Source organism: Agrobacterium sp. ST15.13.013 (genome assembly GCF_027956525.1).
Lineage (GTDB): Bacteria > Pseudomonadota > Alphaproteobacteria > Rhizobiales > Rhizobiaceae > Agrobacterium > Agrobacterium salinitolerans.
In genome coordinates this window covers 182,795-199,559 of record NZ_JAQKGP010000003.1, presented here as the reverse complement: position 1 = coordinate 199,559, position 16,765 = coordinate 182,795, and the positions used below count along the sequence as shown (strand labels likewise).

Sequence of the window (16,765 nt, the reverse complement as noted above, 5' to 3'; positions counted from 1 at the left end):
CACCCATCATCCCCTCCCCTCCAGCGGAAACACCTTGGAAGGGTTCATCAGCCAGTCCTCATCGAAAGCCGCGCGCACCGCCATCTGCTGGGCAAGATCGGCCTCGCCGTACTGGTGGCGCATCAAGTCCCGTTTTTCGATGCCCACACCATGTTCGCCGGTGAGACAACCGCCGGCATCGACGCAGAGCTTCAATATTTCATTGCCTGCCTCTTCCGCACGGGCTGCGTCCTCCGGATCGTTGGCGTTGAACAGGATGAGCGGGTGCATATTGCCATCGCCGGCATGGAAGACATTGGCAACGCGCAGGCCGAGCCGGTCGGTGATTTCGCTTGTCTTTTTCAATACATAAGAAAGTTGCGAAAGCGGCACCGTTCCATCCATGCAGATATAATCCGCGATGCGGCCGGTCGCGCCGAAGGCGGATTTGCGGCCTTTCCAGATTGCCGCCGCTTCCATCGCCGACTGGCATTCCTTCACCGTCTTTACCCCATGTTTTCGGGCAATCGCCACGATGTCAGCCAGCATGGCATCCATTTCCGCCTCGGAGCCTTCGACCTCGACGATCAGCAGCGCGCCGACATCCAGCGGATAGCCCGCTTTGGCGAAGGCCTCGCAAATTTCGATGGCTGGCTTGTCCATGAATTCGATGGCGACCGGGATGATGCCCGCCCCGATGATATCGGCCACGCAGGAACCGGCCTCCTCGGACGTCTCGAAGCCGAACAGCACCGGTCGCGCGCCTTCCGGCCTGGCGATCAGCCGCACTGTCGCTTCCGTGACGATACCGAGCTGACCTTCCGAGCCGCAGACGAGGGCGAGCAGATCGTAGCCGGCCGCATCGAGGTGCTTGCCGCCCAGTTCCAGCACTGTGCCATCGACAAGCACCATTTTCACGCCAAGCAGATTATTGGTGGTGACGCCGTATTTCAGGCAATGCGCGCCGCCGGAATTCATGCCGATATTGCCGCCGATGGTGCAGGCAAGCTGCGAGCTGGGGTCCGGCGCGTAAAAGAAACCTTCTGCACCTGCCGCATCGGAAATGGAAAGATTGGTGACGCCCGCCTGCACCCGCGCTGTACGGTTATAAAAATCCAGTTCGAGGATCGAGGCCATCTTGGAAAGGCCGACCACCACCGCATCCTCTTGCGGGATCGCCCCGCCGGAGAGCGAGGTGCCAGCCCCGCGCGGCACAACCGGTATGCCGTAACGGTGACAATATGTCATCACCGCCGCCACCTCCTCCGTCGTTTTCGGTAACGCCACGGCCAGCGGCAGGCGGCGATAGGAGACGAAGGCGTCGGTTTCGAAAGGCACGAGTTCGCGCGGTTCGTGCACAAGACAATCCGCCGGCAGAATATCCTTGAGGTCCGCTATGATGCGGTCACGCCCCGCGACGACTTTCGCGCGCGGCTCCAGAAACTTGATCGGCTGCGTCACCGCCCCTCCTCCATGCCATCTTACCAACTGGTATTCTTTCTTTACCACTTTGAAACGACGCAATCAAATGTTATGGATTTTTTCCATTCTGGAAACAATCGAGGGCAACTATGACGAATCTGGGCGATCTGGAAGTCTTCGCAAGCGTTGCCGCCTCCGGCAGCATGTCGTTGGCCGCAAGGGAGCTTGGTTATTCGCCCGCCGTCATTTCCAAGCGCATCAAGCGGCTGGAAGAAAAGCTGGGCGCACGGCTTTTCCAGCGCACCACGCGGCAAATCTCTTTGACCGAAGCGGGACAGGGCTTTTACGAGCGGGTGCTTGCCGTGCTGGAAGGGCTGGAGGAGGCCGAGGATTTCGTGTCCGGCCGCGCCAATACGGTCAACGGTACGCTGAAGGTTTCCGCGCCGACCTCCTTCGGGCGCATGCATATCGCGCCGCATCTGAAGGGTTTCATGGAGCGGCATCCGGATCTTTCGGTCAATCTGGTGCTGAGCGACGAATTCATCGACATCATCGAGGGTGGTTACGATCTGGCGATCCGTATCGCCGATCTCAATTCCTCCAGCCTCGTGGCTCGCAGGCTGGCGCCGGTGCGTCGCATGCTTTGCGCGTCGGCGGACTATGTGGCTGCCCACGGTATGCCGACAACAATTGAGGACTTGAAGAAGCACCGCTGCCTGCCTGCCCATAATAACGATGTCTGGCGGCTGGAGGGACCGAGCGGCGCGATGAGCATTCGCCCGGAGGGGATGCTGGTCACCAATTCCAGCGAGGTGATCCGCGAGGCGGTGATATCAGGGCTCGGCATTGCGCTGCGCTCCACCTGGGATATCGGCCATGAATTGCGCAGCGGCAAGCTGGTGCAGGTTCTGCCGGGTTATGAGGGATCGCGAAACGTCACGCTCTCGGCGGTTTATCCGAGCCGGCAGTTCCTGCCTGCCAAGGTGCGGCTGTTCATCGACTATCTCGCCGGGCTTTATGGGCCTTCACCCTATTGGGAGCAGGGCTGACATCCTGATTTCAATGCCCGCCCTCGGCATGGGAGCGGCGGATGCGGCGCACCACCCACCAGACGCCAAGCACTGCGAAGGGAACGGAAATGCCGGTGACGACGGTCGGGTCGACCGGCAGCACGTCATGGCTGACTGCCTTGGTGAGATAACCGATAAGGCCGACGACATAATAGGAGATGGCGGCGACCGAGAGGCCTTCCACGGTCTGCTGCAGGCGAAGCTGCATGGCGGCGCGTTTGTTCATGGTGTTCAGCAACACCGTATTCTGCCGTTCCAGTTCCACATCGATCCAGCTTCGAACCAACGCCGTGGCGCGATAGAGCTTGCGCGACAGGTTGGCCTGCCGCTCCTCCACCGACTGGCAGGTGCGCATGGCCGGCGCCATGCGCCGTTCCAGAAAGCTACCCATGGTCTCATGGCCCTGTACCGGGGTTTCGGCGAGCGCCCGGATGCGTTCGCGCACGATGCCGTCATAGGCGCGGCTGGCGCCAAAGCGATAGAGGCTGAGCGCGGCATTGGCCTCCAGCTCCGCGGCAAGCCGGGTCATTTCCGCCAAGAGCGCATCGGCCTCGTCGCGCGCACCGTTTTTCATGCGCTGGGTGATACCCGTCAAACCGTCCTCGATGCGGCGGATTTCCGGCGACAGCGTCTGCGCCATAGGAAGGCCGAGCATGGCAAGGGTGCGATAGGTCTCGATATCCAACAGCCGCTGCACCAGCGCACCGCGGCTGTAATCGCTGAGGCCCCGGTCGATCACCAATATCTGCGTCAGCCCGTCGCGATCCTGCCGGAAATCGGTGAGGATCGCCGCCTGACCGTCACGCACGTCACTGTGACAGAGGCTGGTCGGCTCGAAGATTGTCTCCGCCTGAGACGCCACGCCATTTTCCGGGCGGATTTCAAGCCGCACGCCCGAGATCAGCGAGCCGGGCGGCGAAAAGCCGTCACCGAAGGGATCGCCGGCAATCTCGCCTCCGAATTTTTCCGGCGCGGGGCCATCCCAGAACCAGGTCGAAAATTCGGTATGCCGCTCCCAGCGCAAGGTGCCCTGCCCCCAGGGCATGGCATGGTGACGGGCATCGCGCTCCGGCGGCGCAACACCGCGGCTGCGCGACATTTCCGCGATGACCGAGTGATGCACGGCGGAACCGCCATCCATCATGAAGGCGAGCTGGACGATGATGCGCGAGGGTGCGAGAAGCACCGTTGGCCGCGCATGAACCTCCCCGAGCGCCAGCGATCTTTCCGGCGCGCTTGCGAAAGCAAATCTACCTTTGGCCATTGCAATATCGTCCCCGCCTGTTGCGCTGGTTTCATTGGAGCATTTCCAGGAAAAGTGGACCCCGGTTTTCCGTCCGGAAATGGGCAAAAATAAAGAGTTAGAGTGTTTTCGCGATTCGAAGAAAAGCGAAAAAACTCTAAAACATCGATCACGATGAAAACACCGCAATCGACGCCGCTGTCATTGTTTTGATCCACCTGGCGGAAAAATCCGCCCTCGTCGCCCTGTCCTACTGCTGCTTTAACAAAAGCCAATTCGAAAAGGCAGATGCCGTGTTGCCGCAGGCATGGCGCGGATGAGGCGCGGAACTGGATAGAATATTTGACCAGTGCGCTGCTTCGCTGATAATTTGCCCCATCGAAATACGGGGCGGGATTTCGCCGGAGACTTCTGCGATGGACGAAACGCTTTTTGCGCGCATCGAGCACAGCCGCACATCGCAGGAGGTGATCTTGCGTTTCGAGGAACTGATCCTCGATGGCATATTGCGGGACGGCGACAGGCTGCCCGGCGAGCGCGAACTGGCGCAACGCCTCGATGTCTCGCGGCCCATCCTGCGGGAAGCGCTGAAGGAGCTTGAGACCCGTGGCCTCCTTACCAGCCGGCATGGCGGCGGCACCTATGTCGCCGATATTGTCGGCCCGGTCTTTTCCGATCCCTTGAGCGCGCTGATCACCCGCCACAGCCGGGCGACGCGGGATTTCCTCGAATATCGCCGCTATATCGAAGGCATGACCGCCGAACTTGCCGCACAGCGGGCGACGGAACCGGACAGGCGCAACCTTGCCGCCATCGTAGACAGAATGCGGGAAGCGCATGAGGCGGGCCGTTTCGAAGAGGAGCTTGCGGGCGATGTGGAGTTTCACAACGCCATCGGCGAGGCGGCGCATAATATCGTGCTGATGCACACGTTACGGTCCTGCTACCGGCTTCTGAGCGACGACATCTTTTATAATCGCCATCTCATCTTCACCGTGTCCAGCGCCCATGATGAGGTGCTGAGACAGCATATCGCAATTCACGATGCGATCGCCGCCGGCGACCCGGCAGCGGCAAGGGCGGCGGCGGAGACCCATATCGACTTCATCGTGGAGACGACATCCAAGGCCCACCAGGCGCGGGAATGGGACCGAATTTCGCGTCTGAGGCAGCAGCAGCGCAGCGGTTGAAAACACTATCCGGCAAAATACGGCATCTTTTTTCAGTTTTTGATGGAACCTTTTGTGCCCTTCGGTCTTTTTATCGGGTTAATTGGAAAAATTTACCAAGATGGGACCCATGACGACCACGAGCGAAACTGAACGCTATCCGCGGATAGCTCTCATATCGACGCATGGCTATGTCGCCGCGCACCCGCCACTCGGCGCGGCGGACACCGGGGGGCAGGTTGTTTATGTGCTTGAGCTTGCACGCAAACTCGGACAGCTCGGTTATACTGTCGATCTTTACACCCGCCGTTTTGAAGACCAGCCGGAATTTGATGAGGTTGACGAGCGCGTCCGCGTGGTGCGCATTCCCTGCGGCGGCCGCGATTTCATTCCCAAGGAATATCTGCACCGCCACCTGATGGAGTGGTGCGAAAATGCGTTGCGTTTCATCAAGAAGAACGACCTGAATTATTCTTTCATCAACAGCCATTACTGGGATGCTGGCGTGGCGGGGCAGCGGCTCTCCGAAGCGCTGAAAATCCCCCATCTGCACACGCCGCATTCGCTCGGCATCTGGAAAAAGCGCCAGATGGAGACCGATTATCCGGAAAAGGCCGATACGTTCGAACTGGAATTCAACTTCAGGGAACGTATCCAGCACGAGCTGATCATCTATCGCAGCTGCGACATGGTAATCGCCACGACGCCGGTGCAGCTCGATGTTCTAATCGAGGATTATGGCCTGAAGCGCAAACATATCCACATGATCCCGCCGGGTTATGATGACAACCGTTTCTTCCCAGTTTCCGATGCGACGCGGCAGATGATCCGCCAGCGCTTCGGTTTCGAGGGCAAGACGGTGCTGGCGCTTGGACGCCTCGCCACCAACAAGGGTTACGACCTGCTGATCGACGGTTTCTCCGTTCTTGCCGAGCGAGAACCGGAAGCCCGGCTGCATCTGGCGGTCGGCGGCGAGAATATGGACGAGCAGGAAACCACGATCCTCAACCAGCTGAAGGAGCGGGTGAGAGCGCTCGGTCTCGAAGACAAGGTGGCCTTTTCCGGCTACGTCACGGATGAGGACCTGCCGGACATTTATCGCGCCGCCGATCTCTTCGTGCTCTCAAGCCGCTATGAACCCTTTGGCATGACGGCGATCGAGGCGATGGCGAGCGGTACGCCCACCGTCGTCACCACCCATGGCGGATTGTTCCGGGCCATCAGCTATGGCCGCCATGCGCTGTTTGCCGATCCTTTCGACAAGGAAGACCTTGGCATCACCATGATGAAGCCGTTCAAACATGAGCGGCTTTACGGGCGGCTCTCCCGCATGGGGGCGCATAAGGCGCGCAGCCTGTTCACATGGACCGGCATCGCCCAGCAGCTTCTCGCCCTTGTGGAAGGCAGGACCATGATGCCGGTTCTGGAAGAAGCCGATTGGGCCGAACCATGGAATGATGGCGATTGAGACCGCTTCGCCTTTTTTCCACAGATCTCGACGGAACCGTCGTCGGCGATAACGACGCCACGCGCCGGTTCCGCGATTTCTGGTATTCGTTGCCGGACGGTCAACGTCCCCTTCTGGTTTTCAACAGCGGCAGGCTGATCGACGACCAGCTTGCGCTGCTCGAAGAGGTGCCACTGCCGCAGCCCGACTATATCATCGGCGGCGTCGGCACCATGCTGCACGCGAAAGAGCGTGGCGAGCTCGAAAGCGCCTATAAAACCTCTCTCGGCACCGGTTTCGATCCGCAGAGGATCATCGACGTGATGGCCGGCGTGCCTGGCGTGACGATGCAGGAGGAGCGCTATCAGCACGGCCTGAAATCCAGCTGGTTCCTGCATGGCGCTGATGATGCGGCGCTTGGCGAGATCGAAGCAGCGCTTGTGGCGGCCGATATCGATGCCCGCATCGTCTATTCCAGCGACCGCGATCTCGACATATTGCCAAAGGCCGCTGACAAGGGTGCGGCGCTTGCATGGTTATGTGGACAATTGCGCATCGGCCTCGACGAATCAGCGGTCGCGGGCGATACTGGCAATGATCGGGCGATGTTCGAACTGAATGATATTCGCGGCGTGATCGTGGGCAATGCATTGCCGGAGCTTGTCTCACTGGCGGGCCGCGGCAATCGCTTCTTCCAGGCGCGTGCGACGGAAGCCGATGGCGTGATCGAAGGTCTCCGACATTGGGGATTAAATCCCGACAGGCGCAATATCGGCAATTATTCATAGCGGTTTTGCGTTTCAGGACCTGAAAGCGGACAAAACCGCGATTGCCGCAATCGGCTGTTTGCCCGGGAAGCTGCCCGGTCGAAGCCCTGTTCGCACATCTTCCGTATTTTTTCCGGGCCTGCAGGCTTCATCAGCATGAAGAGAGTAGTGGGTTATGGGTGATGAGGGATTGGCGGAATTTACGGAGTATCTATATTAGCAATTATCATTAGCGGGCAAAGAAGGACCTATTCGGATTGAAGATTTTGAATCGATTGGCGACAGATGTTGGCTTGATGTTGCGCAGACCGCCGCGACAGCAATATGCGGCGCTGTGCTATCGATTGTCCAAGAAGAATCCGGGACCGGAAGTGTTGCTGCTGACCAGCCGGGATACGGGACGCTGGGTCATTCCCAAGGGCTGGCCTATGGCCAACAAGAAGGCCCATGCCGTGGCCGAGCAGGAAGCCTATGAGGAAGCCGGCGTCAAAGGCACGGTGGAAAAGGCGCCTTTCGGTTATTACGAATACGAGAAAAAGCTGAACAGCGGCGTCAATGTGCCGTGCAGGGTTCAGGTGCATCTGCTCGAAGTCTCGGAGATGCAGGAAAGCTTTCCCGAGAAGGAATCGAGGCGGCTGGAATGGGTCAGCCCCCAAGAGGCGGGAAAACGTGTCAACGAGCCGGAACTGAAAGCACTGATGCTCGCTTTCGACAAGCGGATGGCGCATTCGAAATAGTGCGACCGCCCTTGACATGGCAATGAGCAGTTTGTTTTTCCAACCTGGCCTTTATCGTCTTTCCTTTTGGAAAGATGTGCGAGATGTAACAGTCTTTCTGTAAAATTGCCTTCAACCTGCGACGCTGCCGGACGAAAGGGAATGCTGGCAAACGAGGTGTGAATGGCAATCAAGCCGCCATTGAACATGAAACAAACGCTCGATAAGGATCTCGACAAGATTACCCGTGTCGAGGAAGCGACGCTGCACGTCACGCAGCAGCTCGCCGGCCTTGGCGCAGGGTTCATGTTCGTTGTTCTGGCGGCCATCTTCGCCGGCGTCTTCGTCACCGGCACCGCGGGTTCGGTCATAATTATCGCCGCCGTCGCCATCGGCGCCTATATGGCGATCAACATCGGTGCGAACGACGTTACGAACAATGTCGGCCCGGCGGTGGGCGCCAAGGCCATGCCGCTTGCCGCCGCCCTCATCATCGCCGCCATCTGCGAGATTGCCGGGGCGCTTATAACTGGCGGCAACGTCGTCGAGACCATTTCCAGCGGTATCATCAACATCGGCACAATTCCCGACAGGACCGCCTTTTCATGGGCCATGCTCTCGGCGCTTCTCGCCGCCGGCCTTCTCGTCAATGTCTCGACATGGACAAGGGCGCCGATTTCCACCACCCATACGGTGGTGGGCGGGGTTGCGGGCGCTGGAATGGCGGCCTATGGAGCGAAGGCGGTCGACTGGCTTTCGCTCGGCAGCATCGCCTTCGCATGGGTGCTGGCACCCTTCATCAGCGCCATCATCGCCGTCGCCATCCTTGCTTTCATCAAGGAATTCATCATTTACCGCGAGGACAAGCTCGCCGCCGCCCGGCTGTGGGTGCCGGTTCTCATCGGTTTGATGGCGGGCGTCTTCATGGCCTACCTCATCTGGGTCGGATTGCGGCAGCTGATGCATGTGTCGCTTGGCCATGCCAGCCTCATGGGGCTTGTGACCGGGCTCGTGGTCTGGCGGCTCTGCGTGCCGATCATCCGAAAACAATCGGAGGGATTGGAAAACCGCAACCAGTCGCTTCGGACGCTGTTCCAGTGGCCGCTGGTTCTCGCCGCCGGCCTGATGTCCTTCGCTCATGGGGCGAATGACGTTTCGAACGCCATCGGTCCGGTCGTGGCCATCGTGCGGGCCCTGCATGACGAGGCGGTGCAGACATCCGCCCGTGCGCCGCTATGGGTAATGCTGGTTGGCGCCTTCGGGCTTTCCTGCGGCATTCTTCTTTATGGCCCGCGCCTCATCCGCCTCGTCGGCGAGCAGATCACCAAGCTCAATCCGATGCGCGCCTTCTGCGTTTCCGTGGCCACGGCGCTCACCGTGCTCATTGCCTCGCGCTTCGGTCTGCCGGTCAGCACCACCCACACGGCAATCGGCGCGGTGTTCGGCGTTGGTTTCTTCCGCGAATGGTACACGCAATCGTCGCGGCGGCGACAGGAGCTTGTTCAAGCTGGTGACGGTAGGCCCCGCCGATCCGAAAGATATGTCGACAATCCTTCTGAGATACGCCGCCGTTATCTCGTCCGCCGCTCCCACTTCATGACGATCATCGCCGCCTGGCTGGTCACCGTTCCTTCCAGTGCAACGCTTGCGGCGCTGCTCTACTGGCTCATGTCCTCTCTCTTTCTCTGAACCTGAAACAGAACCCCATGCGCGCAAATTTCCGGATGCAACGCCTTTATATCGAAGCCAGCCTTGCCGAAGGCGTCGCGCAGGAGGCAACGGCCGAACAATTCAACTATCTCGCCAATGTGCTGCGCATGACCGACGGTGCGGAAATCCTTTTGTTCAACGGTCGCGACGGCGAATGGAAAGCGAAACTCGCGTTTCCGAGCCGCAAGAAGATCGTTCTCGTCCCCATCGAGCAGACACGGCCCCAGCCGAACGCCCCGGACCTGCATTATCTTTTCGCGCCGCTGAAAACCGGGCGCATGGATTATCTGGTGCAGAAGGCGGTGGAGATGGGCGCCGGGCTGTTGCAGCCGGTGATGACGCAGCATGTTCAGGGCAAGATCCACAATACCGAAAAACTGCGCGCCAACGCTATCGAAGCCGCCGAGCAGTGCGGCATACTGTCCCTGCCCGAGGTAGCCGAGCCGGTGAAACTGAAGGACATGCTCGAGACCTGGCCCCACGACCGGCGCATCGTCTATTGCGACGAAGGCGATGCGGGGCAAAATCCGCTGCCGATCCTGCAAGCCGTGACGGAGCGCAAACTTGCCCTGCTGGTCGGTCCGGAAGGCGGATTTTCCGAGGAAGAAAGGGAGCTTCTGCGCGGCCTTGCCTTCGTTACCCCCATTCCGCTCGGGCCGCGCATCCTGAGGGCCGATACGGCCGCCGTCGCCGCGCTCGCGGTCATTCAGGCGGCGATCGGCGACTGGAATTGAACGGCCCCGTTGCGCTTCATGCATCTTTAAAAGAAATTCATTTGCCAGCGGATACGATCCGGCCCTATCTGCCAATCATATGCCTCGCCGCAACAGAGACGTCATAACAAGGTAAGCCATGGCACGCGACACGACCGACCAGACCCCCCTCTCCTCCGTCACGGAGCTTACAGACTATCTGGCGGGCGGTTGCAAAGCTGAAGCCGACTTCCGCATCGGCACCGAGCACGAAAAATTCGCGTTTTTCCGAGAGGATAACAGTCCCGTCCCCTATTTCGGCGAGGCCAGCATTTCCGCGCTCTTGAAGGGCATGCAGGAAAAGCTCGGCTGGGAGCCGATCATGGACGCCGGGAACATCATCGGCCTTGGCGAGCAGCACGGCATGGGCGCCATCTCCATCGAGCCGGGCGGCCAGTTCGAGCTATCGGGCGCGCCGCTCGAAAACCTGCACCAGACGTGCAAGGAATCCAACCAGCATCTGGCGATGCTGCGCGAAGTAGCCGAGCCCATGGACATCCGTTTCCTCGGCATCGGCGGCAGCCCGCTGTGGAGCTATGACGAGACGCCGCGCATGCCGAAATCGCGCTACGCGATCATGACGCGCTATATGCCGAAGGTCGGGACCAAGGGTCTCGACATGATGTACCGCACCTGCACCATTCAGGTTAATCTCGACTTCTCCTCCGAAGCGGACATGCGCCGGAAGATGCGCGTTTCCATGAAGCTGCAATCGCTGGCAACCGCGCTTTTTGCCTCGTCGCCCTTTACCGAGGGCAAGCCGAATGGGCTCCTCTCCTGGCGCGGCGATATCTGGCGCGACACCGACAATCGCCGCTCCGGTGTGCTGCCCTTCACCTTCAACGACGATTTCGGCTTCAAGGATTATGTCGAATGGGCGCTTGATGTGCCGATGTATTTCATCGTGCGCGACGGCAAATATCACGATTGCACCCATGTCACCTTCCGTCAGTTCATGAACGGGGCTCTGAAGGGCGAAATCGCCGCATGGGAGCCGACCATGGGCGACTGGACGAACCACCTCTCCACGCTTTTCCCCGATGTCCGCCTGAAGCGTTTCCTCGAAATGCGCGGTGCGGATGGCGGCCCGTGGCGGCGCATCTGCGCCCTTCCCGCTTTCTGGGTCGGTCTTCTTTACGATGACGAGGCGTTGACCGCTGCCGATGCGCTGACCGCCGGCTGGAGCTTCGATGAGGTGATCGCGCTTCGCAACGCTGTGCCGGCCAAGGGGCTCAATGCCGAGATTGCCGGCAAGCCGCTTCTCGGCATTGCCCGCGAGGTTCTCGACATTTCCCGCACCGGCCTCAAAAACCGCAAGCGGCTGAATGGCGAAGGTCAGGACGAGACCGTGTTCCTCTCGTCGCTGGACGAGGTGCTGGCCAAGAAGACCACGCTCGCGGAAGACCTGCTTGCGCTTTATCACGGCCGCTGGGGCGGCTCGGTGCTGCCCGTCTTCGAAGAATATCAATATTGAGGTATTGGTGCTGAAGCTGCACCACAATTAAAAAAGCCCGGCGCGGCCGAGGGGGCCTGACACCGGGCAAAGGCAGGGCTATTGGCAAATCACCCTGCGGGGAAAACCTTGCGGCTGGAAGCCACGTCCGGCAGCTGGAGGTCTGCCGGAGGCGGAATTTCAAAGCGTCTTGAAGCGCGTGACCGCACGTTTGCGCGCGGCCCGGGTGAGATGTGCCGTCGGATCTTCCAACAGGCCGGTATTGAGAGCATCGCTGACATCCGACCGCGACAGACCGATATCGGCAAGAAGACGGTCATCAAGTTCCGTGAGACCATTGGCCACGATACGATTGTAGATGCGCTGCACGAAGGTTTTAACGCCGGAAACACCCAGCACAGCGGCGCGACGCCAGACGTCCCCCGGCCGTGCGGTTACAAGTTCCAGTTCCATTCTCCGTTCTGCCGTGCGCATGATACTTATCCTTTCGTAACGGCACGAGGCGGCACCGCCCCCGACGCACCACGCGCGAGAAGCTGCCTTGGGTTAGGGCCCGACATCCCGTCGGCCCGGGTTGATCCTGATTTGCTTGGTGTCAAAATGTCGCAAGACTATTGATCAGTCCAACGAATGTTTCTAATGTGAGACATCAATCATTCTGATGGATCACTATCCATGTCCGCACCTCTCGACATAGACCAGCTGCATACCTTCATCGCCATCGTCGATACGGGCAGCTTTACCAAAGCCGCTGACCGCGTTTTCAAGACGCAATCCGCCGTCTCCATGCAGATGCGGCGGCTGGAAGAGCGCATCGGCAAGCAGCTTTTCGCCAAGGACGGGCGTGGCAACCGTCTGACGGCGGAGGGTGAAAAACTGATGAATTACGCCCGGCGTATCATCCGCCTCAACAATGAGGCGATCGCCGCCTTCGACGACAACCGGCTGGAAGGCACGCTGCGCATCGGCACCCCTGATGATTACGCCGACCGCTATATGCCTGAAATCATCGGGCGCTTCGCAAAGACCCACCCGAATGTCGAGCTTTATATTGTCTGCGAACCCTCAGCCAGCCTTGCCGAAAAAATGAACCGAGGCGATCTCGATATCGCGCTTGTTACCCATAATCCGCGCGCCCGTTCCTCCGATGTGGTGCGCACTGAACCGCTCTGCTGGGTCGCCTCCGCCAACCATCCGCTGAAGGACGATGCACCCGTGCCGCTCGCCGTCGGGCGGCGCGACTGCCACTGGCGTCAGCTTGCCTGTTCGGCGCTCGATGCCGATGGGCGGGACTATCAGGTGCTGTTCACGAGCTGGTCCTCGACCGTCGTCGCCGCCGCCGTGCTGGCCGGCATGGCCGTCTCGGTCCTGCCTGAATCGGCGCTACGCACCGGCATGAAGGTTCTGACCGCCGCCGACGGTTTCCCGCCCCTGCCGCCGGTGCAGATCGGCCTGATGAAAAGGCCGGGCCTCTCACCGTCACTGGTGAATGCCATTACAGACCACATCACAGCCTGCCTCGACAACATCTCACCGATGGCCGTGGTTGACGAGATGGATAGCGACGTGAAGACGTTCCCCAAGATGCCGCGCCTGCGCGCCGGGCATATGCTGCCGGGATGGTGACTCTCTTGAAGGCCGGGCAAACCCGGCCTTTCTCACCTACCGTGCTCGCAACGTTGCGACCGCCAGCAGCGTGTCGCCGCTGATACCCGCCGAGCCGCTGCCGTTGAACAGCGTCATGATGGGATCGGCGACGTTCTGCTGGTTGTCGTACATGATGGTGAAGCGGGCGATCAGCTTCTTGACCTTATCCGGATCCTGAAAATCCTTGATGTCGAAATATTTCTTCATCATCGCCACCTGGGTATCGACGCCCGCATTGCCGAGTTCATCGGGAATGCCGAAGGTGGTCTTGATGAAGTTCTGGATCGCAGTATCGGCAAGGATCGAATAATAGGACGTCGTCCCCGCCGCCATGCGCTTGAAATAGAGCGCCAGTCGCACACCGGCGTTTTCTTCACCCGCCTGCGTTTCCAGCGTCTGGGTCAGATAATTGTCGAGCGTTTCATAAAGTCCGCGCCGTGTCTGGATCAGGCTGCGGTCTTCATGAAGGAGTTTGCCCTCCTTGTCGAAATTGAATGCGGTGACGAGGCGGCGGAAGACCGGGTCCATCTCCTTGTTGACGTAGCTGTTCTTGTCATCGAGGTCAGACGTGAAGATTTTCTGCAGCTGTTCCTTGGTCACGCTTTTGGGGTCGATACCGAGCGATTCCATCGCGAATTTGGTCAGGCGATCATTGGCGAGGAATTCACTCAGCGTCTTGATCTTCTGCATCTCGCCCGAGAAATATTTTGCCTCGGTCGTTGCCGCTTCCTTGTCCTTGTCGGTACCGAAAGCCGATTTCTTCTTGATGTAGTCGGCTGACATGGTCTGCAGCTCGATTTCGGACTGCGCCAGAATGGGTGTGCCGACCGAACCGTCCTTGGCGAAGTTGAAGAGTTCGGCAAGCTTTACATACCGGTCGTCCTTCAGCGTATAAACGTAGCTCTTCTTGTCCTGGAGGTCGCTGGTCAGCACCTTCTTGATGTCGGAGATGTTCACCTTGGCAGGATCGAGACCGACGGCTTTCAGCGCATAGGTATAGACGGCATTGGTTCCAAGAAAATCATTGACGCTTCTAACATTGCCAATACTGCTCTTGAACAGCGTGAGCGCCTTTGCGTCAGCTGCCTCGTCCGCATCGTTGTAATGTGTCATGTAACCGCCGGTGGTCGTCGCGGTCTGTGTTGTTGTCTGCGGCGTCGCGCCGGCCGCGAGCGTCCCATCGGGGAGAAAATTGAATGCGTTTTTCAGGGCGAGGTAACGTTTGTCGTTCCTGCCCAGGGTCGCGATGTAATTGTTCGGATCGCTGAGATCGCTGGTGAGGATGTTCTTGATCGTCGCTGGCACGATGGTCAGGTCGTTCAGGTCGAAGGCCGTTCTGATGTAATTGAGAAGCCGCGCATCCGACACCAGTTCCTCTACCGTCGTGATGGACCCAATCTTGGATTCGAAATAATCCCGATTCAGCGTCGCGACGGTCGGCGTCACGCGCGGCGCGCTGCCGATATAAGAGTCCGTGACGGCTTTCAGATTTTCGGCTGTCATTGCCCCGCCGGCGACGACCGTACCGTCATTCCCGAATTCGAAGGCATTGGCCAGTTGCGCCATCTTGTTATATTGGTTGACGGTGTTCGACAGCGTCGTCTGTTCCGCCTTGATTGCCGCGAGCTTTGCCTCCCACTGATCCTGCGGCGGCAGAACGGCCTCCAGCTGGGTCAGCTGGTCCTGACGCGTCACCTTCTCCGCCTCGAGTTTGGAGCGCTCATCAGCCGTCAGGCCGGTGCCGGCAAGTTCGGTATCGATTGCCGTGATACGCGCGGTGACCTGCCCGTGCAGTTCGATATTGCCCTTCATCGCCAGCTTTTCGACCGCGTCATTATAGGCCGCGCCGAATTTCTGGTTGATGTAGCTGTCCGGATCGGAAACGTCGCTCGTCATCAAGCCCTTGATGTGGGCATAGGAATAGGTCTTCTCATCAATGCCGAAGACCTGGAAGATATAGGCGCGGGTGCGGTCGTTGCGAAGCAGCTGATCGGCATTGGTGACCGTGCCGATGATTGCCTTGTAATAACGCGTCTCTTCCGCAAGGCTGTCGTTCAGATTGGTGATCGACGTATCATAAAGCCCGATCATCTTGTCGAGCTGCGCGTCCGTCTGCACGGTCTTCGTCGAAGAGCTGAAATTGAAGGCGGCAGCAAATTCCCGATAACGCTCGTCGGTCAGCTTGTTCGCGAAGCTGTTCTGATCATTCAGGTCGCTATCGAGCACCTTTTTCATGAAGGCCTTGGCATAGGTCATCTCGCCGAGACCGAAGGCATCCATGGCATAGGAATAGAGCTGGTAATTATCGAGGAACTCATCGACGCTTTTCACATTGCCGATGTTTTCCTTGTAATATTTCGTCTGCCGCTCCACGAGTCCCTGCTGCGACACGCGCGAAATGCTCGTCTTCATATCGCGGTTGATGAGGTCGTAGCTGAGAAAAGTCGATACCATCCGAATGCCCCCTGGAGCGCAGTGCATCCCTTAGGGCACCAAAAGCTCCGGTTTTAAATCCACCCCTCGCACGTCCCATCCGGGCGCACGGCAAGCCTTGGCGCGACTATGCGTGACGCGCCTTGCCCGTAGCTTGAAAGAGCACATTTTCGGCGGGCATAAAAATCGCATTGTCTCGATCTCTTTTACCTACGCGAAACCATGCCACAGTGGGTTTTGCTAACCATCTGGGAATGCAAAGTTTTCTTAACCGCGATTTTTAAGCAGTCTCGAACAGGCGGCGGATAATCTCCTGACATCAGAGGATGAAAAGTCCCGATGAGAAGACCGGAAACCGGCTCTCAGGTAAAACAAGGGTAGATTAAACATGACCAAGACCGTTCTGAAGCCCGACTGGGCCGTCGCCACTCTCAGGTTAGACCCGGCACGTTTTCCGCAACAGGTCACCTATGGAAAAGGCAATGGCGCGACCGATGTTGCCGTCACTCTCGATGAACGGGGCGCCGTTCTGAGAAAGGTTCTCACCTCTTCCGGCCTGCCTTTGTCCTTCGCTTTGCCAGCCCGCGCCTTCAAGGGTGTTGCCGCCCGCGCCATCGACCATGGTGACGGTCAGGTCACCGTAACGCTGGAACTTCACCATGACGACCCGGATCTCTGCGTTCCGCTGCTCGTCGCCCACGATCTCTGCGATATCGCCGCGGACTGGCGCAGCTGGTCCGAGGCCTACCGCATTCCCATGCTGATGGTGGAAGCAGATGGCGTTGCCCGTCCGCTGGAAGAACATCTCGGCAAGGTCCGCACCCAGAACACCCGCCCGCGCCGCCGCCATTCCTATTTCGCGGATCGCCGTCCGCGCTTCCTCGTTCGCCGGTCCACCGGTTCGCTCGGCATGAGCATGAAGATCGAGGGCAAGGAAATCATCGCCCGCAACTGATA

General features: G+C 59.2%; 14 protein-coding genes. 10 read left to right on the top strand and 4 right to left on the bottom strand.

Going from position 1 to position 16,765, the window contains the following annotated elements:
• Nucleotides 1-6: 6 nt before the first annotated feature.
• On the bottom strand, nucleotides 7-1,440 hold the full coding sequence (locus tag PL597_RS04600) for an FAD-linked oxidase C-terminal domain-containing protein (RefSeq protein WP_137409819.1): 1,434 nt from the start codon (nucleotides 1,438-1,440) through the stop codon (nucleotides 7-9).
• A gap of 110 nt (nucleotides 1,441-1,550) precedes the next feature.
• On the opposite strand from PL597_RS04600, the gene PL597_RS04595 reads away from it, so the two are divergent.
• A complete protein-coding gene (locus tag PL597_RS04595; protein ID WP_137409818.1) occupies nucleotides 1,551-2,450 on the top strand; it encodes a LysR family transcriptional regulator in 900 nt (299 codons plus the stop codon).
• A gap of 10 nt (nucleotides 2,451-2,460) precedes the next feature.
• Here the strand turns inward: PL597_RS04595 and PL597_RS04590 are convergent, their stop codons facing one another.
• Nucleotides 2,461-3,735, bottom strand: a complete 1,275-nt coding sequence (locus PL597_RS04590; RefSeq protein ID WP_191217040.1) for a DUF3422 family protein — start codon at nucleotides 3,733-3,735, stop codon at nucleotides 2,461-2,463.
• A 395-nt stretch (nucleotides 3,736-4,130) separates the two neighbouring features.
• Between PL597_RS04590 and PL597_RS04585 the strand changes: the two genes are divergently transcribed.
• From PL597_RS04585 to PL597_RS04555, 7 genes are all read left to right on the top strand, one after another.
• On the top strand, nucleotides 4,131-4,904 hold the full coding sequence (locus PL597_RS04585; protein WP_142912806.1) for a FadR/GntR family transcriptional regulator: 774 nt from the start codon (nucleotides 4,131-4,133) through the stop codon (nucleotides 4,902-4,904).
• Nucleotides 4,905-5,004: 100 nt separating this feature from the next.
• A complete protein-coding gene (locus tag PL597_RS04580; RefSeq protein WP_162520476.1) occupies nucleotides 5,005-6,351 on the top strand; it encodes a glycosyltransferase family 4 protein in 1,347 nt (448 codons plus the stop codon).
• Nucleotides 6,348-7,118, top strand: a complete 771-nt coding sequence (locus PL597_RS04575; protein WP_137409815.1) for an HAD family hydrolase — start codon at nucleotides 6,348-6,350, stop codon at nucleotides 7,116-7,118. Before PL597_RS04580 ends, PL597_RS04575 begins: the two co-directional genes overlap by 4 nt.
• Before the next feature lie 275 nt (nucleotides 7,119-7,393).
• Nucleotides 7,394-7,834 (top strand): NUDIX hydrolase, encoded by a 441-nt coding sequence (locus PL597_RS04570; protein WP_269823307.1) that lies wholly within the window; start codon nucleotides 7,394-7,396, stop codon nucleotides 7,832-7,834.
• 162 nt (nucleotides 7,835-7,996) lie between these two features.
• Complete coding sequence (locus tag PL597_RS04565) at nucleotides 7,997-9,502, top strand: inorganic phosphate transporter (RefSeq protein ID WP_077983331.1); 1,506 nt, start codon at nucleotides 7,997-7,999, stop codon at nucleotides 9,500-9,502.
• A gap of 17 nt (nucleotides 9,503-9,519) precedes the next feature.
• Nucleotides 9,520-10,257 carry a 16S rRNA (uracil(1498)-N(3))-methyltransferase gene (locus tag PL597_RS04560; RefSeq protein ID WP_269826034.1) on the top strand — a complete coding sequence of 246 codons (738 nt, stop codon included), beginning with the start codon at nucleotides 9,520-9,522 and terminating at the stop codon, nucleotides 10,255-10,257.
• Between the two features lie 118 nt (nucleotides 10,258-10,375).
• Nucleotides 10,376-11,749, top strand: coding sequence for a glutamate--cysteine ligase (locus tag PL597_RS04555; protein WP_271364667.1), 1,374 nt, complete (start codon nucleotides 10,376-10,378; stop codon nucleotides 11,747-11,749).
• A 159-nt stretch (nucleotides 11,750-11,908) separates the two neighbouring features.
• Here the strand turns inward: PL597_RS04555 and PL597_RS04550 are convergent, their stop codons facing one another.
• Nucleotides 11,909-12,202, bottom strand: a complete 294-nt coding sequence (locus PL597_RS04550) for a DUF1127 domain-containing protein (RefSeq protein ID WP_271364666.1) — start codon at nucleotides 12,200-12,202, stop codon at nucleotides 11,909-11,911.
• Nucleotides 12,203-12,403: 201 nt separating this feature from the next.
• Here PL597_RS04550 and PL597_RS04545 point away from each other — a divergent pair, with 201 nt between their 5' ends.
• A complete protein-coding gene (locus tag PL597_RS04545; RefSeq protein ID WP_077983334.1) occupies nucleotides 12,404-13,354 on the top strand; it encodes a LysR substrate-binding domain-containing protein in 951 nt (316 codons plus the stop codon).
• Between the two features lie 36 nt (nucleotides 13,355-13,390).
• Here PL597_RS04545 and PL597_RS04540 read toward each other — a convergent pair whose 3' ends face one another.
• A complete protein-coding gene (locus tag PL597_RS04540) occupies nucleotides 13,391-15,829 on the bottom strand; it encodes a DUF1217 domain-containing protein (protein ID WP_077983336.1) in 2,439 nt (812 codons plus the stop codon).
• A gap of 367 nt (nucleotides 15,830-16,196) precedes the next feature.
• Here PL597_RS04540 and PL597_RS04535 point away from each other — a divergent pair, with 367 nt between their 5' ends.
• Nucleotides 16,197-16,763: a DUF6101 family protein gene (locus tag PL597_RS04535; protein WP_269707934.1), complete on the top strand. Its 567-nt coding sequence runs from the start codon at nucleotides 16,197-16,199 to the stop codon at nucleotides 16,761-16,763.
• Nucleotides 16,764-16,765: the final 2 nt, after the last annotated feature.